This is a genomic window from Pelagibaculum spongiae (genome assembly GCF_003097315.1).
GTDB lineage: Bacteria > Pseudomonadota > Gammaproteobacteria > Enterobacterales > Pelagibaculaceae > Pelagibaculum > Pelagibaculum spongiae.
Genome location: NZ_QDDL01000014.1, coordinates 42,532 through 69,174, shown reverse-complemented (window position 1 = coordinate 69,174; position 26,643 = coordinate 42,532). Strand labels below are relative to the sequence as shown.

Annotated in this window: 22 protein-coding genes and 6 tRNA genes; 12 read left to right on the top strand and 16 right to left on the bottom strand. The window is 44.1% G+C overall.

The annotated features are described in order from the left end of the window. Positions 1 to 67 precede the first annotated feature (67 nt). From DC094_RS20545 to DC094_RS20535, 3 genes are all read left to right on the top strand, one after another. On the top strand, positions 68 to 637 hold the full coding sequence (locus DC094_RS20545) for a PhnA domain-containing protein (RefSeq protein ID WP_116689002.1): 570 nt from the start codon (positions 68 to 70) through the stop codon (positions 635 to 637). A gap of 200 nt (positions 638 to 837) precedes the next feature. Continuing rightward, on the top strand, positions 838 to 1,449 hold the full coding sequence (locus DC094_RS20540) for a LysE family translocator (protein WP_133245648.1): 612 nt from the start codon (positions 838 to 840) through the stop codon (positions 1,447 to 1,449). A 206-nt stretch (positions 1,450 to 1,655) separates the two neighbouring features. Continuing rightward, positions 1,656 to 2,579 carry a hypothetical protein gene (locus DC094_RS20535; protein ID WP_116689000.1) on the top strand — a complete coding sequence of 308 codons (924 nt, stop codon included), beginning with the start codon at positions 1,656 to 1,658 and terminating at the stop codon, positions 2,577 to 2,579. 140 nt (positions 2,580 to 2,719) lie between these two features. Here DC094_RS20535 and DC094_RS20530 read toward each other — a convergent pair whose 3' ends face one another. Further along, positions 2,720 to 4,039 carry a DEAD/DEAH box helicase gene (locus DC094_RS20530; RefSeq protein ID WP_116688999.1) on the bottom strand — a complete coding sequence of 440 codons (1,320 nt, stop codon included), beginning with the start codon at positions 4,037 to 4,039 and terminating at the stop codon, positions 2,720 to 2,722. A gap of 147 nt (positions 4,040 to 4,186) precedes the next feature. On the opposite strand from DC094_RS20530, the gene DC094_RS20525 reads away from it, so the two are divergent. From DC094_RS20525 to DC094_RS20490, 8 genes are all read left to right on the top strand, one after another. After that, entirely contained in the window at positions 4,187 to 4,843 is a 657-nt protein-coding gene (locus DC094_RS20525) for a DNA-3-methyladenine glycosylase I (protein WP_339374139.1), read from the top strand. A 20-nt stretch (positions 4,844 to 4,863) separates the two neighbouring features. Next, positions 4,864 to 5,757 (top strand): radical SAM protein, encoded by an 894-nt coding sequence (locus DC094_RS20520; protein ID WP_116688997.1) that lies wholly within the window; start codon positions 4,864 to 4,866, stop codon positions 5,755 to 5,757. Between the two features lie 311 nt (positions 5,758 to 6,068). After that, positions 6,069 to 7,142 carry a YjgN family protein gene (locus tag DC094_RS20515; protein ID WP_116688996.1) on the top strand — a complete coding sequence of 358 codons (1,074 nt, stop codon included), beginning with the start codon at positions 6,069 to 6,071 and terminating at the stop codon, positions 7,140 to 7,142. A 91-nt stretch (positions 7,143 to 7,233) separates the two neighbouring features. Then, positions 7,234 to 8,343 (top strand): M48 family metallopeptidase, encoded by a 1,110-nt coding sequence (locus DC094_RS20510; protein ID WP_116688995.1) that lies wholly within the window; start codon positions 7,234 to 7,236, stop codon positions 8,341 to 8,343. A 310-nt stretch (positions 8,344 to 8,653) separates the two neighbouring features. Further along, a complete protein-coding gene (locus DC094_RS20505) occupies positions 8,654 to 10,543 on the top strand; it encodes a S8/S53 family peptidase (RefSeq protein WP_116688994.1) in 1,890 nt (629 codons plus the stop codon). Between the two features lie 256 nt (positions 10,544 to 10,799). After that, a complete protein-coding gene (parC, locus tag DC094_RS20500) occupies positions 10,800 to 13,052 on the top strand; it encodes a DNA topoisomerase IV subunit A (protein ID WP_116688993.1) in 2,253 nt (750 codons plus the stop codon). Positions 13,053 to 13,577: 525 nt separating this feature from the next. Beyond that, on the top strand, positions 13,578 to 14,540 hold the full coding sequence (locus DC094_RS20495) for a porin (RefSeq protein ID WP_116688992.1): 963 nt from the start codon (positions 13,578 to 13,580) through the stop codon (positions 14,538 to 14,540). 267 nt (positions 14,541 to 14,807) lie between these two features. Next, entirely contained in the window at positions 14,808 to 15,443 is a 636-nt protein-coding gene (locus DC094_RS20490) for a hypothetical protein (RefSeq protein WP_158527415.1), read from the top strand. Between the two features lie 44 nt (positions 15,444 to 15,487). Here DC094_RS20490 and DC094_RS20485 read toward each other — a convergent pair whose 3' ends face one another. The 11 genes from DC094_RS20485 to dinB form a co-directional block, all read right to left on the bottom strand. After that, positions 15,488 to 15,805 (bottom strand): AzlD domain-containing protein, encoded by a 318-nt coding sequence (locus DC094_RS20485; RefSeq protein ID WP_116688990.1) that lies wholly within the window; start codon positions 15,803 to 15,805, stop codon positions 15,488 to 15,490. Beyond that, positions 15,798 to 16,643, bottom strand: coding sequence for an AzlC family ABC transporter permease (locus tag DC094_RS20480; RefSeq protein WP_241504099.1), 846 nt, complete (start codon positions 16,641 to 16,643; stop codon positions 15,798 to 15,800). The genes DC094_RS20485 and DC094_RS20480 overlap by 8 nt, the downstream gene beginning before the upstream one ends. 7 nt (positions 16,644 to 16,650) lie before the next feature. Further along, complete coding sequence (locus tag DC094_RS20475; RefSeq protein WP_116688989.1) at positions 16,651 to 17,694, bottom strand: bifunctional helix-turn-helix transcriptional regulator/GNAT family N-acetyltransferase; 1,044 nt, start codon at positions 17,692 to 17,694, stop codon at positions 16,651 to 16,653. Between the two features lie 221 nt (positions 17,695 to 17,915). Continuing rightward, positions 17,916 to 18,326: a hypothetical protein gene (locus DC094_RS20470; protein ID WP_116688988.1), complete on the bottom strand. Its 411-nt coding sequence runs from the start codon at positions 18,324 to 18,326 to the stop codon at positions 17,916 to 17,918. Between the two features lie 604 nt (positions 18,327 to 18,930). Beyond that, positions 18,931 to 19,007: transfer RNA gene (locus DC094_RS20460), tRNA-Asp, on the bottom strand. Positions 19,008 to 19,011: 4 nt separating this feature from the next. Beyond that, positions 19,012 to 19,087: transfer RNA gene (locus tag DC094_RS20455), tRNA-Val, on the bottom strand. Positions 19,088 to 19,194: 107 nt separating this feature from the next. Beyond that, positions 19,195 to 19,271 (bottom strand) — tRNA-Asp (locus DC094_RS20450). Between the two features lie 4 nt (positions 19,272 to 19,275). Continuing rightward, positions 19,276 to 19,351, bottom strand: a tRNA-Val gene (locus DC094_RS20445). 97 nt (positions 19,352 to 19,448) lie between these two features. After that, positions 19,449 to 19,525, bottom strand: a tRNA-Asp gene (locus tag DC094_RS20440). Positions 19,526 to 19,533: 8 nt separating this feature from the next. Then, positions 19,534 to 19,609: transfer RNA gene (locus DC094_RS20435), tRNA-Val, on the bottom strand. Positions 19,610 to 19,854: 245 nt separating this feature from the next. Further along, positions 19,855 to 20,931 carry a DNA polymerase IV gene (dinB, locus tag DC094_RS20430; protein WP_116688986.1) on the bottom strand — a complete coding sequence of 359 codons (1,077 nt, stop codon included), beginning with the start codon at positions 20,929 to 20,931 and terminating at the stop codon, positions 19,855 to 19,857. Positions 20,932 to 21,106: 175 nt separating this feature from the next. Between dinB and DC094_RS20425 the strand changes: the two genes are divergently transcribed. Continuing rightward, entirely contained in the window at positions 21,107 to 21,853 is a 747-nt protein-coding gene (locus tag DC094_RS20425) for a hypothetical protein (protein WP_116688985.1), read from the top strand. A gap of 174 nt (positions 21,854 to 22,027) precedes the next feature. On the opposite strand, the gene efpL is transcribed toward DC094_RS20425, so the two are convergent. The 4 genes from efpL to DC094_RS20405 form a co-directional block, all read right to left on the bottom strand. Next, complete coding sequence (gene efpL / locus DC094_RS20420; RefSeq protein WP_116688984.1) at positions 22,028 to 22,594, bottom strand: elongation factor P-like protein EfpL; 567 nt, start codon at positions 22,592 to 22,594, stop codon at positions 22,028 to 22,030. A 165-nt stretch (positions 22,595 to 22,759) separates the two neighbouring features. Then, entirely contained in the window at positions 22,760 to 23,560 is an 801-nt protein-coding gene (locus tag DC094_RS20415; RefSeq protein WP_116688983.1) for a M48 family metallopeptidase, read from the bottom strand. Between the two features lie 138 nt (positions 23,561 to 23,698). Next, positions 23,699 to 24,553 carry a hypothetical protein gene (locus tag DC094_RS20410; protein ID WP_116688982.1) on the bottom strand — a complete coding sequence of 285 codons (855 nt, stop codon included), beginning with the start codon at positions 24,551 to 24,553 and terminating at the stop codon, positions 23,699 to 23,701. A gap of 152 nt (positions 24,554 to 24,705) precedes the next feature. After that, the gene (locus DC094_RS20405) at positions 24,706 to 26,547 is read right to left on the bottom strand and encodes an AMP-dependent synthetase/ligase (RefSeq protein WP_116688981.1); all 1,842 of its coding nucleotides are present in this window, start codon (positions 26,545 to 26,547) and stop codon (positions 24,706 to 24,708) included. Between the last annotated feature and the right edge of the window lie 96 nt (positions 26,548 to 26,643).

Sequence of the window (26,643 nt, the reverse complement as noted above, 5' to 3'; positions counted from 1 at the left end):
TTTTTTCCAATTTCTGGCAAAGGTAGGCATAATCGCCGCAGATTTTAGAACTGACCGGAAACACTCCATGAGCATCGAAGCATCTTTGCAAGCACGTAGCGAAGGACGTTGTGAATTATGCACAGCAGAAACTCCGTTAAACCAAATTGAAGTCAGCGGTGGCAACGGCACTGCAGATGATAACGTTGCTATTTGCGCCATCTGTGAAGCACAAACCAGCAACCCAGAAAGCATCGACGGCAACCATTGGCGCTGCCTGAATGACAGCATGTGGAGTCAGGTTCCAGCGGTACAGGTCATGGCATGGCGTCAACTGCGTCAACTGGTCGCCAAAGGTGAAGGTTGGGCACAAGATCTACTGGATATGCTGTATCTAGATGAAGATATGCAAAAGTGGGCCGAGTCAGGCCTTGAAGATGAAAACGCTACGCCAACTAAAGATAGCAACGGCGCACGCCTGCAAGCGGGCGACAGTGTGACACTCATTAAAGACCTAACTGTTAAAGGTGCGGGCTTTACCGCCAAACGCGGTACATTGGTAAAGAATATTTCTCTGACCGATAATCCATTGCATATTGAAGGCAAGGTGAATGGTACTCAGATTGTTTTGGTGAGTGCTTATTTGAAAAAAGCTTAATTTAAAGTGCATTTTAAGAGCGGCTTAGCCGCTTTTTTTATATCTGAAACAATTAGAACTTTTATTTTTCATATTTAATTCGTTGCATTAATCTGGTTTATCATACTGAATAACCATTTTTGTTAGCAGTGTCATTGGAAAGCTGGTCAATTACAGCCCCACTCAGCTTGCCAGACAATACCTTTCAATATGGATTCTGCATGTTAAGCAATTTCATTCCCATGGCCATCACCGCCTTGCTACTGTTTGGTTCTCCTGGCCCAGCACCTTTAACACTCGCCACAACCAGTGCCTCTTTCGGCATCAAAAAAACACTGCCTTTTTTCTACGGCATACTGATTGGCACGCTAATTATTGCGATTGGTTCAGCATACGGCCTTGCACTATTGCTAGCTCAGCACCCTTCTCTTTCATCAGTCATGTTAATGTTCAGTATGTTTTATTTATTGTACTTAGCGGTAAAAATTGCAAAATCTAGCACAGCCACTGAAAGCAATATCAGTCAAAAAATAGCTAGCGCTCCCGGCTTTAAAAACGGTGTCATTCTCTATTTATTAAATCCAAAAGCTTACGCAGGGTTTGTTGCGATATTTTCTCAAAGCCAAATAATTGAAACCGACAATTCGTACCTAACCCTTGTTGCGATTACCATATGCTTTTTGATTGCCACCGCTATGGATTTAGTTTGGCTCGCTATTGGTAAATTACTTCAGCCTATATTCAATCATCAGAAGTGGGGGAGATGGATTCGTTATCTGTTTTCTTTATTGCTAGTCACAGTTGTTGCATATAGTGCTCTATCAATTAAATAAATCCAACAATTAAAAACAATAACAATTTAATTTTTTTCAACCAACCGAAACAAAAAAACAATCCAGCACTACAATCAGTGATTGCAGGTATGAAACACTAACCAGATTGCCTACTTTATAACCTTCCGCTATAGTGCCCCATAAAATACAATGCGAACGCATCAAAAGCGTCGCTACCAAAAGCAACAAAAATAAAGGTAACTACAATGCAAAAGAAACTTTCAGCTATCGTTGTCGCTGGTTTACTGGGTACTGTTCTTACTGGCTGTGGCGGAAGTTCTTCTGATACCCAAGCCAAAAAGCTGCCAGAGATTGCTCCAGCCGGTATTGAAAACCTAGAAGTATCACAAGACTCTTTAGAAGGTTTATGGCTGACCACCATTAATGTTGAAGGTCAACGTGCTGTCTCTGTTTATGAAGATATCCCTATCCTCGGCGATATATCCTTGTCAATGCAAGCTACAGGCTTGATGCGAATCACTGGCAGCAGCGAGCAAGGCTACAGCTATACCAACTGCTCAGATGAAGAGAGAGAACCACAAGCACTCAGGGTTGAAGGCAATCAAGTTATATTCCCCGATTCAGAGTCAGATGAACCCTTCTCAGCCACAATTATCAACAATTCAAAAATAATTATTAATACCGATGGAATGTCATCGTCAGACAGCGAAGAAGACCCTGCATCTGTCCAGTTTAATTTTAATACTGCAAGTGCTTCCAGCTACAAGGTTCGTGACGATGTTGAGTCACCAATAGGTACACTGCAAATTGCCGACAATGAAACAATCAATTTATACTGCATGGAGGCTTCTTCGGTTAACTCATCTCTAGAAATAACTGGAGTACCGCAAACAATTACAACTAGACAAAACACGCTTGAATTGTCAGATATTAATGGCACTTCACTTGAAGCAGACTGGTTGGTTACACCTGAAGTTGAAGGCTTTGATATTAGCTCGATTATCCCATCACGTTCAGCTGTAGACTTCAATTATGCTGGCACCAACTATAACGCAGACATCACTAATATTGAGGCTCCAGCAAGTAGCTTTTTAGAATATTCGAAGCAAGGCACTGTTACCTTTGATGGTAATGAAATCGATTTCACTTTAAACATTGACCTGAAATAATTTAAAAACGGCATAAATTTTGGTTTATGCCGTTTTTTTCTGCTTTAAATATTACCTCAAACCTGGCCAGTTTTTTAATCTTCACAAAAAAATGGCGTGCAGTATTAAAACACTGCACGCCATTTATTCTATATAAAAACTTACTTCTTGTTTTTGTGTTTAGGCTTTTTAGGCGCAACCGATTTTTTAGATTTAACCGATGCTGGCTTATTCGCTTTGCCCGCAGAAGGGTTGCTAGATTTACCTTCTATTCTGGTTTGGCTGCTTTTATTGGCACGACTTGGGCGCTGCTTTTGAGCAACATTTTTAATCAGTCTGTCACGGTTACTCACTTCAAAGCCCGGCTGGAAGACTCTGGCAATCCGGCCGCCAATTAAACGTTCAATGTTATCCAGCGTGCGCTCTTCTTCACGGCTAACAAATGAAATGGCGAAACCTTCATTGCCAGCACGCCCGGCACGGCCAATACGGTGAACATAATCTTCAGCAAGGTAAGGCAAGTTAAAGTTTAATACGTATTCTAAACCTTGAATGTCTAAACCACGAGCCGCCACTTCTGTCGCAATTAATATTTGAATATCACCGGCTTTAAATTCTGCCAATGCACGTCTGCGTGTACCTTGGCTTTTATCACCATGACAGACTGCAGCGGTCACCTTGCGTAATTTTAAATCTGATAATAAACGGTCTGCTTGCTCTTTAGTGCTGGTGAATACCAGAATTTGAAACCAGTTTTGCTCTTCCAGCAAATTCATGAACAAATCAATTTTGCTACGTTCATCTACTGGATAAACCACATGGTTAACCGTATCAGCCGCAGCATTTAACTTGGCAACCCGCACTTCTTGGTGATTGTGTAAAATTTTGTGCGCTAATTCGTTAACCGCCGGTGAGATAGTGGCTGAGAACAATAGCGTTTGACGTTTCTTAGCAGTGCGCTGGAAAATAGTTTTTACATCTTCGATGAAGCCCATGTCTAGCATGCGGTCTGCTTCATCTAAAACTACAAACTCAGACGCTGATAATTCAACGTTACACTGAGTGATGTGTTCCATTAAGCGGCCAGGTGTTGCAATCAGAATATCAACACCGGCTTTCAACTTGCGTTCTTGGCCACCCATTTTCACTCCGCCATATACCGCAGTGATGCTGAACGGCAGGAATTGGGCGTAATCACCAATAGTCTGCGCCAATTGCTCAGCTAATTCACGAGTAGGGGTTAGGATGACGGTTCTTGGGCTTTTTGATGGCGCAGTGCGTGGCTTATCGATCATTTGCTGCAATATCGGCAACGCAAATGCAGCAGTTTTACCTGTGCCCGTTTGAGCGTTGGCCAACACATCTTTACCGCGGCGAGCAGGCACAATAGCTTGCTCTTGCACAGGCGTCATCTCGGTATAGCCGCATGCCTCGATGGCTTGCAGTAGTTCGGGGGCTAGACCTAAAGATGAAAAATTCATGGTAATACCTATCAGCTAATATCATGGCTAACTAGACAACAATTGCCGTGTATAGCCTAAATCGGAGGCGGATTATAAAGGAATTTTAGGCAAAGCGCTGAACTGATTATATAAAATCACAGAGTGTGCATAAGGAACGCTTTAGTTGTGGGATTACGACTCGCTCCACACCCTTCCTTGATCCTCAATCATCCGCTAGATACAGTGCTACAACACTTTTCAAGAGTTACCACCATGCCGACACGTTGCAGCTGGTGCGGAGATGATCCGCTATATCAAAACTACCACGACACTGAATGGGGCGTTGCTTGCCGAGACGACCAAAAGCTATTTGAAAAACTCAATTTGGAAGGCGCTCAAGCTGGCTTGAGCTGGATTACCATTTTGAAAAAGCGTGAAAACTATCGCAAGGCATTCTTCAATTTTGATCCACAACAGATTATTCAAATCGATGCTGAGTACCGCGAACAATTACTACAAAACACCGGCATTGTTCGTAATCGTCTCAAAATTGATGCTGTAATCAGTAACGCGCAGGCTTTTCTCGACTTTCAAAAGAAGCACGGTAGTTTCAGTGATTTTATCTGGAGCTTTGTCGATGGAAAACAGCAGGTCAATCATTGGCAATTATTGTCTGATGGCCCGACAACGACTGCGATTTCTCAAGATATGAGCAAACAGCTCAAAAAGCTGGGTTTTAAATTTGTTGGCCCAACCATTTGCTATAGCTTTATGCAGTCTATGGGGCTAATTAATGACCATGTCGTTGATTGTTTTCGCCACCAACCATGCATTGAACAATAACCGAGCACCGAGCTAAAATTATGATGCCGCATTATATTGAACCGGTTTTTCGCCCACCCAGTGAGTGGAAATCGTTAATCCTTCAAGTCACTAATGGTTGCAGTTACAACCAATGCACTTTTTGCGATATGTACACTCAGCCGCAAAAGAAATTCCGTCCAAAATCACAAGCAGATATCGATCAGGAATTAATTGCACTGGCACCGCAAGCAGATCAGATATCACGAGTATTTCTGGCTGATGGTGATGCAATGACATTGTCTTTTCGCCGCCTGAAAGAAATTTTACAAGCGATTCACCGCTATTTACCGAACGTCAACCGAGTCTCCAGCTATTGCTTGCCACGTAATTTACTTAACAAAACCACCGAGCAATTAAGTGAGCTGCGCGCTCTGGGATTAACTTTGGCTTATGTCGGCTGTGAAAGTGGCGATGACTTAGTGTTACAAGGGATAGAAAAAGGTGAAACTTTTGACAGCTCGCTGCAAGCGCTAAGCAAATTAAAAGCCGCTGGCATTAAAAGTTCGGTAATGATTCTTAATGGACTAGGCGGCACAGCTTATTGGCAACAACACGCCATTAATTCTGCCAAGCTAATGAATCTAGCACAGCCTGAATACCTCTCTACTCTCGTGGTTAGTTTTCCAATGGGCGAACAGCGTTTTAAACAAGGCTACCTGGATGCTGGCCATCAAGCTTTTGAAATGCCCGGTCAGCAAATTTTGTTCAAAGAAATGCAATTACTGCTACAAAACCTTGAGCTAAAACGCACTATTTTCCGTAGCGACCACGCTTCTAATTATTTGGTTTTGAAAGGCACGTTGGGCAAAGACAAAACCAAGCTTTTAGAGCAGGTAGACCAAGCAATTAATGGGCAAATCAACTTGCGAGAAGAATGGCAAAGAGGCTTGTAGTCATCTGCAGGATGTAGGTTAGAAAAGCACCAGCGCCTTCTGACAACCAAAGCCTCGGATGACATCGTATAACCACCACGGATGGTGGAAATTAAAAAAAATTTGAAGCGCTCATTATCTGGCTTATCTACGAATATTTTATCTAGCTCGGGTAAATACGAAAAATCTGGTCGAACCGCCACAACAACCCATATTACGCCGCCATTGCTATTTATTGAATCTTGTCATATAAAGCGATTCTAAAAACCTACAATATCACCAGCAACTTAACCGTTAGCTGGTATAACTCGTCGCTATAACAAGGATAAACGATGCAACCTCAAGCTGTGCAAACACCAATGCGAACTGCGCAAGTAGAGTTCACTGGAAAATCAGGAGAATTTTTTAAACTATGGATAGTTAATGTATTGCTGAGCATTCTGACACTGGGAATTTATAGCGCCTGGGCAAAAGTCCGTACTAATCAGTACATGCACGGCCATACTAGCCTAGAAAACCATAGCTTTCGCTACCTGGCAACACCCTGGCAAATTCTCAAAGGCCGTATAATAGCTGTTGTTTTACTTGTAATATTTTCAGTAGCGTCTTCGCTAAACCCACTTGCTGCTGTAGCGATTTCACTTTTATTAATAGTTGCTACTCCATGGTTAATTATTCAGGGTTTACGATTTTCCATGCGAATGACCGCATATCGTAATGTGCGTTTTTCATTCGATGGCAGCTATGGCGGCGTTATTGTCAATTTCATCCTGCTGCCTTTGCTTGGCGCTCTGACTCTCTATCTAGCCATGCCATGGGTTTTCCAACGGATGGATAAATTCATTCATGACAACATTAGCTATGGTGGAAAAAAATTCCGTTTGAACACGGAAACCGGCACTTATTATTTAGCTGCTGTTGCAGCAATAGGAACGGTTATTGCCGCCATCGTTATTATTAGCGTTACGGCAGGCGTCAGTGCTTTTACTGCGTTTCAAAACGGTGGTTTATCTGGAGACAATGCTAGCCCTGCTGCATTTTTTGCTTTCGCAGGGCTTTATCTAGGTATTTTCATCGCATCTTTTCTAGCCAGAGCGATTTATCAAAGCATTATCTTAAATCATGTTATGCGTTCACTGACCCTGGAAGATGTTGCTTCATTCAATAGCGACATTCGCCCTGCTGGCTATGTTTGGCTGACTATGAGCAATACACTTTTGATTATTTTGAGCTTTGGCTTGGCTTACCCGGTAACTCGAATTCGCAAAAATCGTTTCTTGGCGAACGCGATTTCCGTCAACTTAACTGCTGAAGCCGATAACTTAGTGAATACAGTAACCGGACAAGATGCTGCATTTGGTGAAGAAGCCGCAGGCTTGTTTGATGCTGATTTATCATTCACCTAGCCCTCTCTCAGAGTTAGTCGCTTCATCAAAGCCCTGAATTCAGGGCTTTGATATTTAAAAACTAGGTAAACACCTGATATTTAGGATACATATGATCAAGGGAATTTATCAGCTGTCCGGATGTAGCCAATCATTCCCAGCAGACGCTTCATTATTCAATGACGGTAGAATCGAAATTATTAAATCCGATACCGCCCAAGCAATTCGCCTTGATGCTAAAGATCATTATCAATTTGGTGACGTCATACCCGGCTTGGCAGTCGATATTTTTTTTGATGATGGTGCAATTTTCACTCCCAGCGACAGCAGCTTTCGCTGGAAAGGCATCGAAAAGAAAAAAACTATCACTGCTTGGTTAGAAAGCCATTGGATATTTGTCATTTGCGCTTCTTTATTTGTACCTTTTTTCTTGTGGACTATGACCACTCGAGTGCTACCGGCTGCAGCAGATGCTTCGGTTGAATTACTGCCAGATGTGGTTGCCCAAGAGCTCAGCCAGCAAACACTTATCGTGCTAGATAAGATCACCTTCGACCCTACTGAGCTATCAGAGCAGCAACAAAATCAATTAACTAAACAATGGGATGAAGTACTCACCCAGTTAAAGTTATCTAAAGAAAAATACCGGCTGTTTTTTCGTAGCAGTGAAATGGGTGCCAATGCGATGGCATTACCGGATGGCTCTGTCATTGTAATTGACGACATCGTCACTCTAATGGAAAGCAACCCACACGCATTAACTGCCGTGTTATTGCATGAAATCGGCCATGTCGAATATCAGCATGGAATGAAGCAATTAGCTCGAACTACTGCCACTACTTTACTATTTACCATGATGTTTGGTGATATCGAAGGCGCTGGAGAATTAATTTTAGGCGCTGGAACCGGTTTGTTACAAAATGCATTTTCCAGAGATATGGAAACGCAAGCAGATATATTTGCCCATGAAAAACTCAAGCAAATCGGACGTTCTGCTAATGATTTCGCCGATGCGATTGTTTTGCTGGAATCAGCTCATGATGATCAGCTAGCTGAAGTGATTTCAGATCTAGGTGGAGAAAGTGCTAACGATGCATCAGAAAATAAAAGCAATGAAACTGCTATTAACAATACAGAAAATAAAATCAATCATTGGCTAGAATATTTAAGCAGCCACCCAGATTCGAAAAAAAGAATCGAAGCAGCTAAATCAGCAAAATAACCGTTATTAAATTAAACAATAGAAAATAATATCTTCAAAACCGCACCTCATTTCTCGCTGTTGCAGGCTATCAGCTGAGCATTCGGTCAAACTGAAAGTAGAAATGCTAAGGTGCGGCACTGAGCGATTCATGCCCCAGGAAAAACAGACGCATTGTTTGAAACTTGTCACACAATACGATCCCCGTTCACATAAAAAACATTACACACTTCACTGTTTGAATACTTTAGTCCTCTAGCAGTCGCCTACCCTCTTTTTCTGCGATATTTTTCACTCATAATTCTATGAACATACATGGAGAGTATTACTGGTGAAACCACTATTAAATTACACTGGACTGCTGATCAGTATTTGGATGGGAATTGGAACGGCCAATGCTCAAATCGAACCAAAAGATCTAACTTCGGCACAAAACCAAGCTTTTTTTGGGCAAACCAGTACGCCATCTTGGCTATTACCAACCATCGACAGCACTAATTTACTTCGACAAATTTACGGCCTTCTAGACATTCAAGGTATTGGCGTTAAATCTTCTGATGAAAACGTAATTGGCCCTTATTTAGGCAAAGGTGTTCGCGGGCAGTGCGGTGAAGCAATTCGCGCATCGCACCAAGGCTTCACCTACCAACCGATTAACCAAGAATCTGTAGGCGATCAATACAATTGGCAGGCAGGTACTGAAGCCTGTGCTTTAGCTTTTTTTAATAATACTTTGCTCTTGGGTGTAAATGGTTTTTTACCACAAGGCCGCGCATATATTCAAAAACCTAACTTCTCAGCGCTGCTCGATTCCCGAGAAGATGAAAATGGCGTTACTCAAACTTACAGCCCTCCGCAACCTGTACTCACCATCGGTAACAGTGATTTTATTGAAGCGCCAGGCAACCATGCAGCACTCAATTTGCCAGTAGATGATGGAATCGCTTTTTTTCGTGATAATGCAGTAATGCTATATGCCCACCCTGGTGAATCGTCACAACGAATTGCGCCTTTTTTACAACAGCACGCAACACTGGATCTGGAGCTATTAGAAATTTTTTACTCCGGTTCCACTAGCCAACAAATAACCAGTAACAATAATCGCGCCAGATTAAAAAATGCTCTAATCGCTGGGGTGGTTTGCCTTAATGGCACAGCGTCTTTTAATGACGATAATTATTGCCAAAGTAACTTCGGCCCAACTCCTGAAGGTCGTATTAAACCTGATTTGGTGCTGGGTGATGCAGCACATCTTTCGGTGAGTCATTTAGGCGGCCAAAGACTTGATCGCCTCGGAGGTTTTAACAGCTCGGCTTTTCAATTATTCGGCCTAGCAGGCTTAGTTAACCAAATGTATGCCGATGGCATCTTTACCGGAAACCCAGGTCGATTAGGCGATTTATCTAGCATGACCGAATCTGAAGCTGCCAGCCTGGTTTATCGCCATCGACCTAGCCCGGCCATGACTCGAGCATTATTAGTTAACAGTGCTTATCGTTATCCAGTGGCTCAAATTGGTCGTTACAATCAAGGGTGGGGAATTCCGCAACTCTCTGAGCTTGCCAAGCGAGCAACTGAAAACGGTGGAAAGTTTACTTTAGTCACCGACCGCCAAGCTCTGATTCACCAACAAACTCACAGCCAGATTCTTTATGTTGAGCAATCTCCAAGCAGCGGAAAACTGGAAGTCACCATGGCATTCCAAGATCCTGAAGATGATGCTTACACAGCAACCAATAACCTTTCGTTAAAAGTTACCAGCCCATCGGGTTCGGTTTATTGGGGCAACCAAGGGTTACTGGCTGGCGATGCTTCTGTATCTGGCAGCAACGAAGATAGGGTCAACACCATTGAACATGTCTTAATCAACACACCTGAAGATGGTGGCTGGACTGTTGAAGTAATCGCCAGCTCGATTACCGTCGATGGCGTTAAAGAAACGACCGCTGTGGATAACCAATTTGCACTAGTTGCCAGCTGCTCAGCTAATTCACCAGAAGCTTATAACTTTTGTTCTGACACCCGAGAAGAGGTGCCCATAGAAGTAGAAGACCCTCTGATACCAACGCCTACCGCTGAAATACCTCAACTCACACCAGAGGCACCAATAGAAAGCCAACAAACTGGTGGTGGCACTAATAGTTGGTGGGCAGTTTTAGCTTTATTTACAATATTACTGTTCTATCGCCTATTGCCGCAGATTAGAAACAACAAGCAATAGTTAAAAATCACTAACAAATAACACCCAATGCGCGGCCTGATTGCTCTATAACAATCAGGCCGTTTGCTTATCTTTAAGCACTCTAAATAAGGCATTACACCGCGATCCATTCACCCAAAATCGCTCCGATCAAGTCACCATCATCGCAAGTTAAAGTTGAATTTCCTTCCTGCCAATAGCCTTGAGCGCTTTTTTGTAGCAAAATTTGCTGCAGCTAAAACGGGGCTACCCCGTCGATTAAGGATATCCTGCCAAAATGAGCGACAGTTTGGATCAAAGTTTTGATGGGGTCGAACAACTCCCCCTAAGACAATTTACCGAGAAGGCCTACTTGGATTATTCCATGTACGTGATTCTCGACCGTGCCCTGCCCCATATTGGCGATGGCTTGAAACCCGTTCAGCGGCGTATTGTTTATGCCATGTCAGAGCTGGGACTGAAGAGTACCGCCAAATACAAAAAATCGGCACGTACAGTGGGTGATGTATTGGGTAAGTTCCATCCCCATGGAGACTCGGCCTGTTACGAAGCCATGGTGTTAATGGCGCAGCCATTTTCTTACCGTTACCCGCTGGTTGATGGTCAAGGCAACTGGGGTTCACCCGACGATCCAAAATCTTTCGCCGCGATGCGTTATACCGAGTCACGGCTGACGGCCTATGCACAAAGCTTACTCAGTGAGCTAGGCCAAGGCACGGTCGATTGGGAGCCTAACTTTGACGGCACTTTAAATGAGCCTTGCGTGCTGCCAGCACAGCTGCCGAATATTTTATTAAACGGCACCACCGGTATTGCGGTCGGCATGGCAACTGATATTCCACCGCACAACCTGCGCGAAGTCGCAGCTGCAGCGGTGCATTTATTAGAAAAGCCAAAATCTGAACTGGCCGATCTAATGCAATATCTGCCAGCACCCGACCTGCCGACGAAAGCTGAAATCATCACCCCAAAGGCCGATCTAGAAAAGATTTATCGCACTGGCCACGGCAGCTACAAAATGCGCGCCGTATTTCAGATTGAAGATGGCGAAATTGTCATCAGCGCCCTGCCTTACCAGGTATCGCCAGCGAAAATCATCGAACAGATTGCTGCTCAAATGCAGGCTAAAAAACTGCCTTTGGTTGCCGATTTGCGCGATGAGGGTGACCACGAGTCGCCGATTCGAATTGTGGTCATTCCTAAATCAAACCGGGTTGATTTCGACGCGTTAATGAACCACCTCTACGCCACCACCGATTTGGAAAAGAACTTCCGGGTCAACATGAACTTGGTCGGGCTCAATGGCCGCCCTCGGGTGATGGGTCTGGTAGAAATGCTCGGTGAATGGCTTGAGTTCCGTGAGCATACTGTCCGCCGTCGACTGAACCATCGACTGAGTAAAGTTAATGACCGGTTAGAAGTACTTAACGGTTTATTAATTGCTTATTTGAATCTCGATGAAGTGATCGAGATTATTCGCCAGGAAGATGATCCAAAAACCGTGTTAATGGAACGCTTCGAGCTCACCGCTCGACAGGCCGACGCCATTCTCGATTTAAAGCTGCGTCAGTTAGCTAAGTTGGAAGAACAAAAACTGCGCGGTGAGCAATCGGATTTAGAGAAAGAACGCGAGCAGCTAGAGAAAATCCTAGCTTCTGAGCGACGCATGAAAACTCTAATCAAGAAAGAAATTCAAACCGCAGCTAAGGAATATGGCAACGACCGTAACTCGCCATTAATCGAGCGTTCCGAAGCTAAGGCAATGACCGAGTCAGATTTGGTGCCTGCTGAACCTGTCACAGTGGTGATGTCAGAAAAAGGCTGGGTGCGCAGCGCCAAAGGTCATGAGATTGACCCAAGCCAGATGAACTACCGAACCGGCGATGACTTCCTTGATTACGCCCGTGGCCGAAGTAATCAAATGGCCGTGTTTATCGACGGCTCAGGCAGAAGCTACAGTGCAGCGGCGCATTCGCTGCCTTCTGCCCGAAGTCAGGGAGAGCCTTTAAGCGGCCGCTTTAATCCTCCGGCGGGCTTTGATTTTGATGCGGTGCTGATGCCAGAGCCAGAGGCGCTATATTTAATGGCTTCTGATGCTGGTTACGGATTTGTGGTCAAGGCTGAAGACCTGTTCACCAAGAACAAGAACGGTAAAGCAGTGATCACTCTGCCGCGTAATTCGCGCTTGTTATTGCCGCTACCAATTCAAGATGTTGAAAATGACCGAGTGGTAGTGGTCAGCAATGAAGGTCGCATGCTGATGTTCCCATTGGCCGATTTACCGTTACTGTCGAAAGGTAAAGGCAACAAGCTAATCAGCATCTCCACTGAGCGCGCTGCCAATCGAGAAGAATTTATCGCTTCAATTGCCGTGTTAGGCCCAAATCAATCACTCAAAGTTGAAGCGGGCAAGCGTCACAAAGTATTATCCGGTGACGACCTAGAGCATTACGCAGCCGAACGCGGTCGCCGTGGCCATAAGCTAGCCAGAGGCTTCCAAAAGGTTGATTTTATTGAAGCAATAGAATAATTCGCCTCAACATTCTCGCCCGAAGAAAAACACGAAGGGAAAGCATTAGCGCTTTCCCTTTTTTTATTTACAGGGACTTAATGGTTTTGCATGGAAGCAGGATGCTGGTGCGATAATTTTCGTAATATTACATTTTTTAATAAAACACTGTTTTTTTACTAAGGACTTTATTTTTAACAAACACCACTCAATTAATTTCAGCAGCTTAACTTAATATTTATCTCTAACAATTTTCGAAAACATTACAATACGAAGATACACGCTCAACGCTCTCACAACTCTAAAAGTGGCTAATCATCGGCACTACCGTCTTACTTGTCCGCTCAAAATAACGACTTTTAAACGACACCTTTCTTTAACAAAAATGAAATATTCACCGTAAAAGCTTTAATCTGAGCATATGTCAGTAAATAAATTCTCCAGCGCAATAAATCTGAAATAAATAAGTCGTATAACGACCGCAGATTTCAGAACAGCTGAGCACACACCAAAGGCGTGTTTGGCACACATCGTGGGATAGAGACAATGAATAAGATTAAACTGACTGCATTGGCCGTTGTTGCCGCAATCTCCCTGCCTACTATGGCCACTGCAGCACCTAAGGTTTATGGCAAGCTGAGCGTGACTGTTCAAAATAGTGATATTGAAAGCAATGCTGATGGCGACAAATGGGAAATCAAAAGCAATGCATCACGTATTGGCTTTAAAGGTGACGCAGAGCTAGACGCTGGCTTAACCGGTATCTACAAGATCGAGTATGAGATCGACAATATTGATAAAACCAAGTCTAGCTCCGAAGATATCTTCAAAGCTCGCGCCACTTGGGTTGGTTTAAAGGGTGACTTCGGTACCGTTATCGTTGGTCGTGAAGATACACCTCTGAAAAAGTCACAGAAGAAGGTTGATCTGTTCAACGACCTATCTGGCGATATCAAAAATGTTCTTAAAGGTGATAACCGCGAGAGCAACATTATTCAGTACACTTCACCAAAAATCGCTGATGCGGTCAAAATCAAATTGATGACCCAGTTCGGTGAAGGTGAAGATATCGATGGTGAAACTGGCAATGAAGACGGTTTATTCGATGTCTACAGTGTATCTGCTGCCTACAACAAAGACGGTATTTATGCTGCAATCGCTTATGACAGTGGTATTGATGAGCAAGAAATCTTACGTTTAACCGGCCAAGTAAACTTAGGCGACCTTCAGTTAGGTGCAATGTGGCAAGATGCCGAGCCAACAGATGGCAGCGCTGATAGTGAAGATGGCTACCATGTGAGTGCCGCTTACAAGTTGGGCAAAGCCAAGCTGAAAGCGCAATACACAGCTTCTGATATAAAAGCAGCTGGCGCTGACCAATTCTCGGTTGGTGCTGAGTATAAATTAGGTAAGAAAACCACTGCCCATGGCTTTTATACTGCATATGACGCAGATGCTGCGGATTCAGGAAAAGACTTTTACGGCGTTGGTATAATCCACAAGTTCTAATTGAGTATCATATAATTAGAACCATGAAAAAGGGCCGAAAGGCTCTTTTTTAATAATGAAAGCAAAAATCATATTATAAAATAATTACATTTTTTAATAATTTTTTTATTAATATTATCATAACCTTAAAAATCTAAATTTGTCATACCATTAGCTATCGTTATAATTAATGAGCCAGGTAAAGGAATCATTGCTTGACAATTCCTAGAATGAATTCTCAAGCAGTATTTTCTATGACTCCATTGTGAGTTAAAGGGCTTTACTAATATGGCTAACCGTTTTTGCTATCAGGTCAACGGGTTACATTTACTTAAACCCGGTCATTCCGCAATGCGTCGCACTAGAAAAACGCATTCTCTGCCAGATTCTTTTAATAAAAGGAACTGGAATTCTGGCCTCTTGTTAATGGATTACTTAAAGGAATGGCCTTTAGATTCAGCCAGCAAAGCGGTCGATATTAGTGAGGGCTGGGGATCTTGCGGGCTTTATCTTGGAAAAGCACGTCAAGCTAAAGTATCACTTATCCAATCGATCTCTGGCGCAGAACCTTTCTTACAACTGCATTCTAGCATCAACAAAATTGCTATTGATTATAAAGACAGCACACCAGAAAACATCAGTGAAGACCTTCTAAAAACAACCGATTATATTGTTGCAGCAGGTACTTGCGATAAAATTAGCAAAGTGGACACCTTGTTTGCTTTGTTTCAAAAAGCAATGGCCAGTGGTGTAAAACAAATTCTGGTTTCTGACCCAGGCGAGGCAGCTTTCGATTTACTCTGCGATTTATGTGAGCATAAATTGCCAGAAAACCTCGGTGTTGAAATAGAAACTCGCACCGTTAAATTACCGGACAGTGCGCAACCATTTACTGGCGAAATTCTGATTATCAGCGCTGACTGATAATCAGAATGATTTAAAAAGTACTGAGCTTATTTTTATGATAATTATCCTAGCCACCAGCGTAACAGCAGAAAGATAATCATTCCGCTAACAATGGTGGTTAGTAGGTCTTTGCGCCACAAGGCGATCAACAGCGAAGCTATGCCTGCTATTAGCCAAGCATTGTGCCACGACAACCAAATCTCACCCTTAGGCATAACCACTGCCGGCACCACAATCGCCATCAATACTACCGGCGGTACGAATGCCAGCGCCTGTTGCAGCCATATTGGAAAACGCACCCGGCCAGCCATTGCTAAAAACAGGTAGCGAGTTGGGTAAGTGGCTAGAAACATACCTGAAATCAACCAGATCTCATCCATTATTGGCTCCTTGGTTGTTTGCCTTCAGATCAGGATTATCTGCAGCGATGCTTTTAGATGAAGCTGCGGGTTTATAAAACCTGACAAACAACATACCGCTGGTTAAACCGGCCAGCGCTGCTGCCATCAATCCCAATTTGTTTGGCATATCTGCCGCTAAAACTGAAACCACCGCGGCGACCAGCACTGCAATCCAACAGGCAGATGCGCTAATCATTTGAGCATGGGCGTTTTTTCTCGGGATCAAGTGCGGTGCAACCATGCCAATAAAGGTCACTACCATTGCAAAATCCAATCCCCATTGCGTCATATCTGGGATTAATTCGCCCAGCAAAATACCGATGATTGTGCATAAAATCCAATTACCATACATTGCCAACCAAGAGCCTAAATACAGGCTTCTGAAGTCTTTAATATCACCTTCAACCATTCTGCTAGTAACTGCTGCAAAGGTTTCATCTGTCAGACCAAATCCAATCGCTATTCGCCATTTTTGCGATAATTTTCGCACGTGTGGCACTAGATTTGCCGCATATAAGGCATGCCTTAAGTTCACTACAAAGGTAGTAGCAACAATTACTTCCAGCGGAGCGCCTGCCGCCAATAATCCCAAAGAAATAAACTGAGCCGAACCCGCAAAAACAAACACAGACATGGCAATTGTCGCAGCAACCGATAATCCACTGGGTGCTGCCAAGGTGCCAAACAAAATACCGAAAGGAATGGCACCAACAATTAATGGAAATGTTGCTTTTGCCCCCAACATAATTTCGTTTGAATCTAAATTTGATTTATTTTGACGCAACAACATTAAAAAAACCTTCGAAATAGCGCTCATAATTCACTCATAACTTCAGCGCCATGTAGACATCAGCGCCATTAAATCGTGATTCACCATCAGGATGGTTAGCAATGGTAAATCCTGTGTTTTGGTACAAGATAATCGCAGCTTTCAGCTGACTAGCCGTTTCAAGAAATACATCAGAAACCGCTAATTCACGCGCCTTATCTAACGCATTTATCACTAGTTTTCTACCAACCCCTAGCCCTTGCAATGATTCATCCACCGCCATTTTTGACAGCTCCATACCCCTTACTTTCTCTGCTTCATTTTTTCCTAAACTATGCGGATACATTGCCAAACAGCCAATAATTTTCTGCTGGTATCGGGCAAACCAAATATAACCACCCTTGGCCAAATAATAACTTTCTGGATGTTCTAATTGTTTTTGGTCTAATGAGTTTTCATAACAATTATTTCGCTTAGGAAAGTACTTTTTTAGCCACTGACGATTTAAGCGACAAAAATCATCACGAAATTGTGGATCCCAGTTAATAACTTCTATCTCAGATGCGGGGAGTTTTTCACTAGCAATGGAAACTGACTGCGATAACTCAGATTGCAGCTGCTGCAACACCAGCGACTTTAAGCTGCCGACGGATGCCAACTGGTCTTCAAATTCATTAATTGATTCCAACAGCGGCAATTGCTGTTGTTGCATCAACTGGTCAAGTTGCTGACGAATCGCCGCCCACACCGGCTCAAACTGAGGCAGCTGTTGGCAGGTTTTCTCGGTAGCGACTAGTAGCTGTCGCCGATCATCTTGCGGATCTTTTTGCCGCTGCAACCAGCCGTCTTTTTCCAGCTTGCCAACCATTCGACTAATCGCTGGCTGAGTAACCCCCAGTTGTTTAGCCGCCTCAGAGACGCCTATCATGCAGTTATTATCACTCTGTTTGACCAACAGCTGCAGCAATGGAAAACAGGTTGGATTCAAATCCAGCCCTTGTTGCTTGTAGATATCAGCAACATCTTGCATCAGCTGATCACTCAACCGCTTTAGCCGACTACCTAACGACAAACTTTCTAGCGTTCTAATCCAATCCACTGGTTGATCTCACCTACTTAAAAAGCGTGTTAAACAAGGCTTCACTGATAACTCTTAGCTATCTAAATACATCAATCATCAGTTATATAACCTGTTATGGATTCACCTAAAATAAACGGCCTTGCCAGAATTGGCAAGGCCGTTTGTATTCTTTGACATCACAAGTTGTCAGAGCCTCAAGCACAGCAAAACTGGGCGCAGGGGCTACATACAATCAGCGACTAACCAAGCGGGTTTCCGTAAGGAATAAACCAGTTGCGTGTCAGAGATTTCAAGCGAGCTACTTCTTCTTTATCCGGAAATGCGCCGCGCTTTTTCAATAATTTGCCAGCCCAGATGCATGGGTTTTTCTCACCTGCATCCCAGCCACTAATTTTTTCTTCAGCAAGGGTAAAAAACTCCATCAACTGCTGCAGCTGCAGGTCCGAAAAAGGCGCCAGCGCAGTTAGCCATTGATCTTTTGGCAGCTTCATCATGGCTGCTTTTTGCTGAACCGCTTCAGGAACAACACCTGGCAATTGATCTAACTGGCCTTTTTCTACCAGTGAGATAAAAAGCTGTAAATCTGCAGCATCGATCGACATTGAGCCGCTTTCAGTCTGTGTTTCTGGTTCCCAAGAGCCAATGGTCATTACTTGAGTTTCCTACTTGGTTATTATTCGTCGCCATTATTCACAAAATAGCGCAGCGGTGCCAGCTTCAACCGACAAAATCGATAAGAATTACCATCAACAAAATCTTATCAGCCCAAAGCCGTTCCGCACACCTGAAAAACGAATGCCGGTATTAATTGCTTGTCCGCGCAAGGTTGTACGGAGCTTACGGCGACCTAAAACTTTCAAGGATCGCGGTGAATGCCCAGCAACCAATATCTCGATTCGGTCATTATGGTTTCATTAATTCCGCCATTTATTGCTTGCCTATGTAGGTTGTACGGAGCTTACGGCGACCTACAACTTTCGGGGATCGCGACAAATGCCCAGCAAGCAATGTGTCGATTAGGTCATTGTGATTTGATTAAACCATTGGAATCAATTGCAATATGGTCAAGTTGTAGGTCACGCCTACGGCTGTTCCGTACAACCTGCGCGGGCAATCAATCAACGCAAAGGATAACGACAAGACACCCGAAATTAATATCGAGGCTGATACTTTGGATTTTTTGAACGTTTTCGAAGAAGTTTTTCTAGCGCACATAACAAAAAACCCACTAGGCAAGCCTAATGGGTTTAATGATGGCGGAGCGGACGGGACTCGAACCCGCGACCCCCGGCGTGACAGGCCGGTATTCTAACCAACTGAACTACCGCTCCAATTTGGTGGGTGATGAGAGGATCGAACTCCCGACATTCGCCTTGTAAGGGCGACGCTCTACCAGCTGAGCTAATCACCCGGAAATATGTATTAACATATTGCCGAAGCACTACGTTTATGCGCACTGAATAATCAGTCGCAAGCGATGCATTGTCTATCTCTTGTCACAGAGATGCACCGTAATAATGGCGGAGCGGACGGGACTCGAACCCGCGACCCCCGGCGTGACAGGCCGGTATTCTAACCAACTGAACTACCGCTCCAAATTGGTGGGTGATGAGAGGATCGAACTCCCGACATTCGCCTTGTAAGGGCGACGCTCTACCAGCTGAGCTAATCACCCGGAAACATGTTTTCACATGTTGCCGAAGCACTTTTATACTGCCTTAGCAGTAAGCGATGCATTGTCTATCTCTTGTCACAGAGATGCACCGTAATAATGGCGGAGCGGACGGGACTCGAACCCGCGACCCCCGGCGTGACAGGCCGGTATTCTAACCAACTGAACTACCGCTCCAGAATCTTTGGTGGGTGATGAGAGGATCGAACTCCCGACATTCGCCTTGTAAGGGCGACGCTCTACCAGCTGAGCTAATCACCCGGAACGCTGGCGCATTATACAGATCCACTAAGCCGTGTCACCCCTTCAGATGAAAAAATCCGAGGGTTTTAGCCCCTCTTAGGCTAAGCGGATGATTTTCAAGATCAATAAACTTACCGATAATTTGAATCTTTCTCTATAGAGAGGGTTCTGGCAGGAAAAACATCGAATAGCACCTGTATCCGTAGAAAAGCATCAGAACCTTCTGAGAATAACGACGTCGGATGGCGCTACGCTTATCCAACCTAGGTGAACAACGTCAGCTGCTCGGGCGCTTGCTGATCATCAACATCCAATCTCACACCAATGCCTAACAAACGTACCGGTTTTTCACCCCGAGCATGCCCTTGGCGAATTAACACCTGGTATTGCTTAAGCTCGCCTTCTTGCAGCTGGTTTTCAATCGTGGTGGTGGTGAAGTCGTTAAAACGTACTTTGGCAAAGCGACCTTTGATTTTATAGCCACTGTCTTTTTCTAGATATCGCCGCAACCGTCGGTGCAATTGCTCTAATAGTTCGGGCAATTGGTCTAGACAGTTTTCAACGCCTAAAAGATCAATGGGGTAAGTGTGCTCAATGCTAACCGACTTATGAATCCGGCTAATTTGCACCGGTCGATCATCAATCCCGCGGCACAATTGGTGTAGTCGTGAGCCAAATCGGCCGAACCGCTCCGTTAACACCGGCAGCTCAAAATCACGCAGGTCGCCGCAATTGAGAATGCCCATCGCATGCAATTTGCCAGCAGTTACTTTACCGACGCCGAAAATCCGCTCGATTGGAAGCTGCTTAACAAAGGCATCGACTTTTTCCGGGGTCACTACACACAAGCCATCGGGCTTATTCCAGTCAGAAGCCACCTTGGCCACAAACTTATTCGGCGCTACTCCGGCAGAAATTGTAATGCCAACTTCTTTACGCACTCGGGCGCGAATTTCTTCTGCGATTAAAGTCGCGCTGCCGTGGCAAGCATTGCTTTCGCTGACATCGAGAAATGCTTCATCTAAAGAGAGGGGTTCAACTAAGTCGGTGTAGTCTTCAAAAATACGGTTAATCTTTACCGAAGCTTCACGGTACTTATCCATATTGCCCGGCAATATAATCAGATCCGGGCACAGCTGTAACGCTTTGGCACTATTCATTGCCGAACGAATACCAAACTTTCTCGCTACATAGTTACAGGTCGAAATCACCCCACGCCGATCCGAACTGCCGCCAATTGCCACCGGCAAAGCACGTAGCTCAGGATTATCGCGAATCTCAACCGCTGCAAAAAAGCAGTCGCAATCGCAGTGGATAATCTTTCGAGGGTGATCAGACATTTAAAAGCTCTTCGCTGTTATATAGAAGCAGCGTGACCGCCAACCAACGATCACTGTAAACAAACACAGGCTCGCTAATCTAGCCAATCTAGCCATAGATCTTTAAATCGAAAACTAATCGACAAAATTTCATTGATGATACCCCTTATCATTATAAAAATTTTGTAGGTTGGCGATGTCGAGAGAACAAATTTCCGCAACCGTTTATGTCTGGTTGCCTTATGATCAATTTAATAAAACGCGTGATTTATTTGGAAACATTGGTAGTTACGGCCATGCAGCAATGCAAATTTTAGAAAATGATGAAAGCGCTCGACTACATAACTATGTCAGCTGGTGGCCTGATGGCCATGCAGGAAAAAGTAGTATTTTACCTGGTAAGAAATTTGGTGCCCAAAAGAACATCTCACTAATGGAAGATAACAGAAGTGAGCGTGTTTCTTTAGGGCAAATAAGTCACCAGGAACAATGGAGGCTACTATCGCTGGATCAAAATAACCCACAAGTTATAGAAAGCCTTGTACACGGTAATTATGCCCATCGATTTTTAGGTTTAGAGTGCTCCGAATGGGATTACGATGATCAAGTGGATCAACAAGTCCTTAAATTTCTAAAAAACATGTTTCATTTTAAACATGGTGCAGGCGCTTCGAAACAATTCTTAAAGCCTTGGTCATACAATCTGTCTGGCTTGAACTGTCGAGCCATGATTGAAGAATGGGCCAGCATTCGAACCAAACCTGATGCACACTACCGAACGTTACGTAAAAACTGCTCAACAATTGTTGCTAGGGTGCTACGTGCCGGTGGCATTGATCAACATACTAGTTTTGGCAATCGGCATCATTTGGTATGGACCCCCCAGATGATTTTTAATTTGTGCCAGCAATATCAAAAAAGACAGGCTAAACGCAGAAGATAAAGTACCGAAATTAGCTTTAGTCGCAGCACTTGGTTTGAATGATTAACCTGCCCAAAAGCTCAACACATGTAGGTTTGATAAGCCAAAGGCGCAATCAGACACCTTGGTATTTATTGCCAGATATCTGATTTCGTTAACACTCATCAAATCTACAATGTGAAATTTATCAACCCACTAAGCTCTCGACAAGAACGTCTGCAGCTCTGGATTGACGTTAATCTTCTCGCCGGTTGAAATATATTCCGGCACCTGAACCACAGCACCATTTTCCAACGTAGCAGGTTTGGTGCGCTTATTCTGACTGGAGCCTTTCATGGCTGGCGGAGTTTCGACAATTTCCAACACCAGCGAGTTAGGTAGCTCAATGGATACTAGTTGATCTTCAATTAATAAGCCGAACATACCTTCTAATGTGTCAGACAACCACTGCGCCTGGTCGCCCAGTACTTCAGCGTCGAGATAAAACTGCTCGTAGCTTTCTAAGTCCATCAATACATAGCTGGCGTCTTCTTTATATAAAAACTGCACCGGCTTTTTTGATGTGTCGATCGGCTTTAGAAAATCATCACCGGTGAAGGTTTGATCGACTTTTTGCTTTTTTAACAGATCAGTAAAACGACACTTATAAAGAGTTGCTGCGCCACGTGCTGATGGGCTGTGCACTGTAATATCTTTTAACTGACAAGGCTGACCATTAATATCAACCACTTCACCGCGCTTTATATCGCATGCTTTAGGCATTATCTTTCCTCTGGACTGGCAGCCTTGAAACGACTTATTCGGCCAGTCTAAATAGCTAATTCTGTTTTGTCATTGCAATAAGATAAGCCAGTTATCATTCAATGCTGACTTAACCAATTAATAACTGACAAAAATTTATTTAATTTGGTTTTTTGATTCGGTTTTCTACGGTTTTTTGCAATGTGGTGCATAACCTTGGGTTTTCGCTTGGCGATAAAGCGCTGTTGCTTGATTCATTTGCTTTTGCAAATCAGCAATACGACTTTTATCGGTCGGGTGCGTTGATAACAATTCAGGCACCGATTTTCCACCGGATTTTTGCGACATCAATTGCCATAAACGAACACTTTGTTGCGGCTGGAAACCCGCTTTAGCCATAATATCCAAGCCAATAATATCTGCTTCGGTTTCATTAACCCGGCTATACGGCAGTGCAATTAATAAGTTAGCCGCCGTGCCAACGCCTTGCGCGAGACTCTTGCCGCCCTGCTTTTCGGCAATTTTTACCCCAAAGCCAATCAAACTTTGTGAAGATAAGCGCTCATTGGAATGATCTGCCAGCACATGCGCCAATTCATGGCCAATTACCGCAGCCAGTTGATGTTGGTTTTCTGCTAGGTTGATCATGCCATCATAAACGCCAATTTTATTACCGGGCATGGCAAAAGCATTCACATCGTCTGATTCAAAAACCACCACCTCCCACGATTGGCGACTCCAAGGCAGTGGTAATTGAGCAATCAACTTATCGGCGATGCATTGTACATATTGGTTATCTTTAGCAGCGTTGTTGATTGGCTGTTGCTGTTTCATCTGCCTGAACTGCGCCGTGGCGATCTCGGCCAGCTGCTGGGAGGAATAGAGTTTGAACTGTTTTCTGCCGGTAGGCGAGGTAGCACAACTGGTGAGCATGACGGTGGCTGTTACAACAGCGACAGCCAAGGCAATCTTAGGAAACTTCAACATAAGCCAATCTACATCTTCAGAAGACGCACATTATAGCGCTATCACTGTAAATCTATACCTAAGCCACCTCAATATGTCTGATTAAGTCGTAGCGATACCTTAATTACACCGAAGAATTCGTCAGCTGCTCAATTGGGATTAAGCACGCTTGGCCAATTGCAGTTCCAGCCACTCTGGTGGTTGTAGCAGCATTTCCATTAACGAAGCCATAATCGCAGCCTTGCGGCGAATATAACCTTGGCAAAGCTTCTTCAGCGCTTCTTCATCCGGCTGCCAATCCAAAGCCTTGGCAATTAATTGCAGTGCTTCAATCGCTAATTGAAAATTAGTGGCGGCGGAATGTTCAAACCATTGATGCGGCAATCGAAGTTGCTGATTTTCAGCATTCGACGAGTCGTCAGTAAGTTTTTCATTAAAAACCGCTTCTTTGAAGATTAAGGGTTCAGCAAAACTTTTTTCACCAAAGCTCCACAACTCATTCATGGCTGTCAGCATCATCGCTTCTATTAATGGTGAAATATCTAACTTACCCGCACCCCATGATTCAAATAACCCAGAAGCATCGGTGCTATAGCGCGGCAACTGCCACACTTGGTCGCCACAGTAAGCTGATGCAAATTCATTAAAGTTATGATGCGGTGTTTTTTGTTTTACCGGAACTGCCAGCTGGCTTAAAAGCTGCAACCCTTGTTCCAGTAGATTTTGTTGGCTTTGATCTACCAGCGGAATTTGTTGTTCAATTCTTTTGCACAAAACAGGTAGGTGCAAGGAAAATACTTGGCCACGCCACAAGCTACTTATAAAACAACGTTTTTGATTAATTGAAGGCGTGTTTTCTGTCAGAACCGACCAAGCATCTTGTACCATGATGATTGAATCGAGTTGCGCCAACATTGCTTGCTCCAATGCTTCACGCCATACAGAGGGTGCACTATCGGTGAGTGCACGAAAAACAGGCAGGCTGATTGATGCCTGTCTTGGATCGCCATCCATGGCTTTCTCCAAAAAAATAGGGCTAATTATCTAAACGCCAGATAACACATTGTAAAAGTTTTAGTTTTCACTTCCACCTTTTAGTGTAAACCGCGCTTTCATTATTGATCGATAATATGTACAAATATTTATCGTTCAGTTTTGGCTAAGCGTTACTCTAAATCTGGGTCGGTTTTGTTTTTAGTCTTATCTTTACTCTTGCTATCAAAGCGAACGCCTTCGTACATTGCCTCAATTTCCTTACGGAATTTTTTCATGATCACTTTACGGCGAAGTTTTAGCGTTGGGGTAATTTCACCCAATTCAATTGAAAACTCATGCGGAACCAAGGTGAATTTACGAATTTTCTCAAAACGCGCCAAACCTTTTTGCAGCTCTTCTAATCGCTGCTCCATCACATCCATAATATGAGTATGTTTTAGCAATTCTAGCCGATCATGATATTTGATATTAACGCTCTTGGCGTAATCTTCCAACGAATCCCATGCCGGTACTATTAATGCAGAAACAAAATTTCTCGCTTCGGCAATAATCGCCACCTGTTCGATCAGATCACCACGGGCAACCTGACCTTCAATACGCTGCGGTGCAATGTATTTGCCGCCGGAAGTTTTCATCAATTCCTTGATGCGATCGGTTAACACCAATCGACCCTGCTTGTCGAAATAACCGCAATCGCCGGTATGGAACCAGTCATTCTTCATCACTTCATCGGTGGCATTTTTACGCTTGAAATAGCCGCGCATTACATTGCCGCCACGAACAATAATTTCGTCATTTTCGCCGATACGAACGTCTATTCCCGGCAATGGGAAACCAACATGACCAGATTCCCAGTTACCGTCATCGGTACAGCAAACGGTCGCTAGGGTTTCCGTCAAGCCATAACCAATTTTTACCGGAATACCGAGCACCATAAAGAATGATTGCACTTCAGGGTCCAATCGAGCACCACCACATGGCACCATTCTCAATCGGCCACCAAGCGCTTGTCGGACTTTTTGAAAAACTAGCTTGTCCCAAATTTTACATCTGAAATTAAGCTTTTTATCCACAGTACCCTTGCGCTTATGCTCCAGCTGCAGCAAACCATCAGCCATGGCTTTTTTGAACAAACGCATCTTCAAGCCACCTGCTTTATACGCTTTGGCCTGAATACCATCACACACTTTTTCAAGGAAGCGCGGCACGGCGCACATGGTGGTCGGTTTAATTTCAGGCAGCAATTCACCGACTTTTTTCGGATCGGCACAGGTTGCTACTTCGCCACCACAAGTCAGTATGTAATGCGCCCAGGCACGTTCATAAACATGGCTTAATGGCAAGAAACTCAAAGTTAAATCTTCTTTGCCAACCTTTAAGCGTTTGTCGTGCATTTCGAAACTGTCTGACATGTTTTCGAAATCCAGCATGACGCCTTTTGGCACACCGGTGGTGCCTGAGGTGTAAATCAAAGTAGCCAAATCACTTAGTTGCACCTGCTCAATTCGCAGGTCAACTTGCTCTTGTAATACTTCGCTCAAGGGACTGATTAAATTGCCTAGAGGACGTGCTGCCGGACACGAACGAATATCGATGCCCTTAGACATCGGCACCAGTTGTTCGACACAACCATCTAACAATGGCAAGGCGCGATCAAACTCTTGTTGCACGCCAGTAAACAACCAGCGGATACCAGAATCGTCGGCAATCTGTGCTGCTTGTTCGGTGGTACTGGTTGGATAAATCGGCACCACAACTAATCTGGCGAGCATGCCTGCAACATCCACCAACAACCATTGCGGTGAGTTCCAAGCATAAATACCGATCATTTGGCCTGGTTCTAGGCCACAACGGATCATCTCTCCGGCTAATTGATTAGCCCGTTGCCAAAACTCCCGCCAGTTCCACTGGTGCCATTGTCCATCGGACTTCCAGTGCAACACCGGCTTATCTGGTGTTTCAGCAGCCCGTTGCTGCAGCAAATGAATCGGGTGAATTTTTATTGAATGCATGGCGCTATCTACTTAAAAGCCAGTTTGCAGCATAACGCGCAGACTAACCGAATGGTTGATCAGCGTCAGTTGTAATCAAAGCAACTGTCGGCTTGG

Bases quoted from the DNA above. Each gene is read 5' to 3' on its own strand.
- DC094_RS20510 (WP_116688995.1), top strand. From the start codon at position 7,234: ATGATCAAGGGAATTTATCAGCTGTCCGGATGTAGCCAATCATTCCCA.
- DC094_RS20530 (WP_116688999.1), bottom strand. From the start codon at position 4,039: ATGAATTTTTCATCTTTAGGTCTAGCCCCCGAACTACTGCAAGCCATC.
- DC094_RS20480 (WP_241504099.1), bottom strand. From the start codon at position 16,643: ATGAGCGCTATTTCGAAGGTTTTTTTAATGTTGTTGCGTCAAAATAAA.
- DC094_RS20540 (WP_133245648.1), top strand. From the start codon at position 838: ATGTTAAGCAATTTCATTCCCATGGCCATCACCGCCTTGCTACTGTTT.
- DC094_RS20415 (WP_116688983.1), bottom strand. From the start codon at position 23,560: ATGTTGAAGTTTCCTAAGATTGCCTTGGCTGTCGCTGTTGTAACAGCC.
- efpL (WP_116688984.1), bottom strand. From the start codon at position 22,594: ATGCCTAAAGCATGCGATATAAAGCGCGGTGAAGTGGTTGATATTAAT.
- DC094_RS20515 (WP_116688996.1), top strand. From the start codon at position 6,069: ATGCAACCTCAAGCTGTGCAAACACCAATGCGAACTGCGCAAGTAGAG.
- DC094_RS20470 (WP_116688988.1), bottom strand. From the start codon at position 18,326: ATGACCATTGGCTCTTGGGAACCAGAAACACAGACTGAAAGCGGCTCA.
- DC094_RS20485 (WP_116688990.1), bottom strand. From the start codon at position 15,805: ATGGATGAGATCTGGTTGATTTCAGGTATGTTTCTAGCCACTTACCCA.
- DC094_RS20535 (WP_116689000.1), top strand. From the start codon at position 1,656: ATGCAAAAGAAACTTTCAGCTATCGTTGTCGCTGGTTTACTGGGTACT.
- DC094_RS20545 (WP_116689002.1), top strand. From the start codon at position 68: ATGAGCATCGAAGCATCTTTGCAAGCACGTAGCGAAGGACGTTGTGAA.
- dinB (WP_116688986.1), bottom strand. From the start codon at position 20,931: ATGTCTGATCACCCTCGAAAGATTATCCACTGCGATTGCGACTGCTTT.
- DC094_RS20425 (WP_116688985.1), top strand. From the start codon at position 21,107: ATGTCGAGAGAACAAATTTCCGCAACCGTTTATGTCTGGTTGCCTTAT.
- DC094_RS20520 (WP_116688997.1), top strand. From the start codon at position 4,864: ATGATGCCGCATTATATTGAACCGGTTTTTCGCCCACCCAGTGAGTGG.
- parC (WP_116688993.1), top strand. From the start codon at position 10,800: ATGAGCGACAGTTTGGATCAAAGTTTTGATGGGGTCGAACAACTCCCC.
- DC094_RS20490 (WP_158527415.1), top strand. From the start codon at position 14,808: ATGGCTAACCGTTTTTGCTATCAGGTCAACGGGTTACATTTACTTAAA.
- DC094_RS20410 (WP_116688982.1), bottom strand. From the start codon at position 24,553: ATGGATGGCGATCCAAGACAGGCATCAATCAGCCTGCCTGTTTTTCGT.
- DC094_RS20495 (WP_116688992.1), top strand. From the start codon at position 13,578: ATGAATAAGATTAAACTGACTGCATTGGCCGTTGTTGCCGCAATCTCC.
- DC094_RS20405 (WP_116688981.1), bottom strand. From the start codon at position 26,547: ATGCATTCAATAAAAATTCACCCGATTCATTTGCTGCAGCAACGGGCT.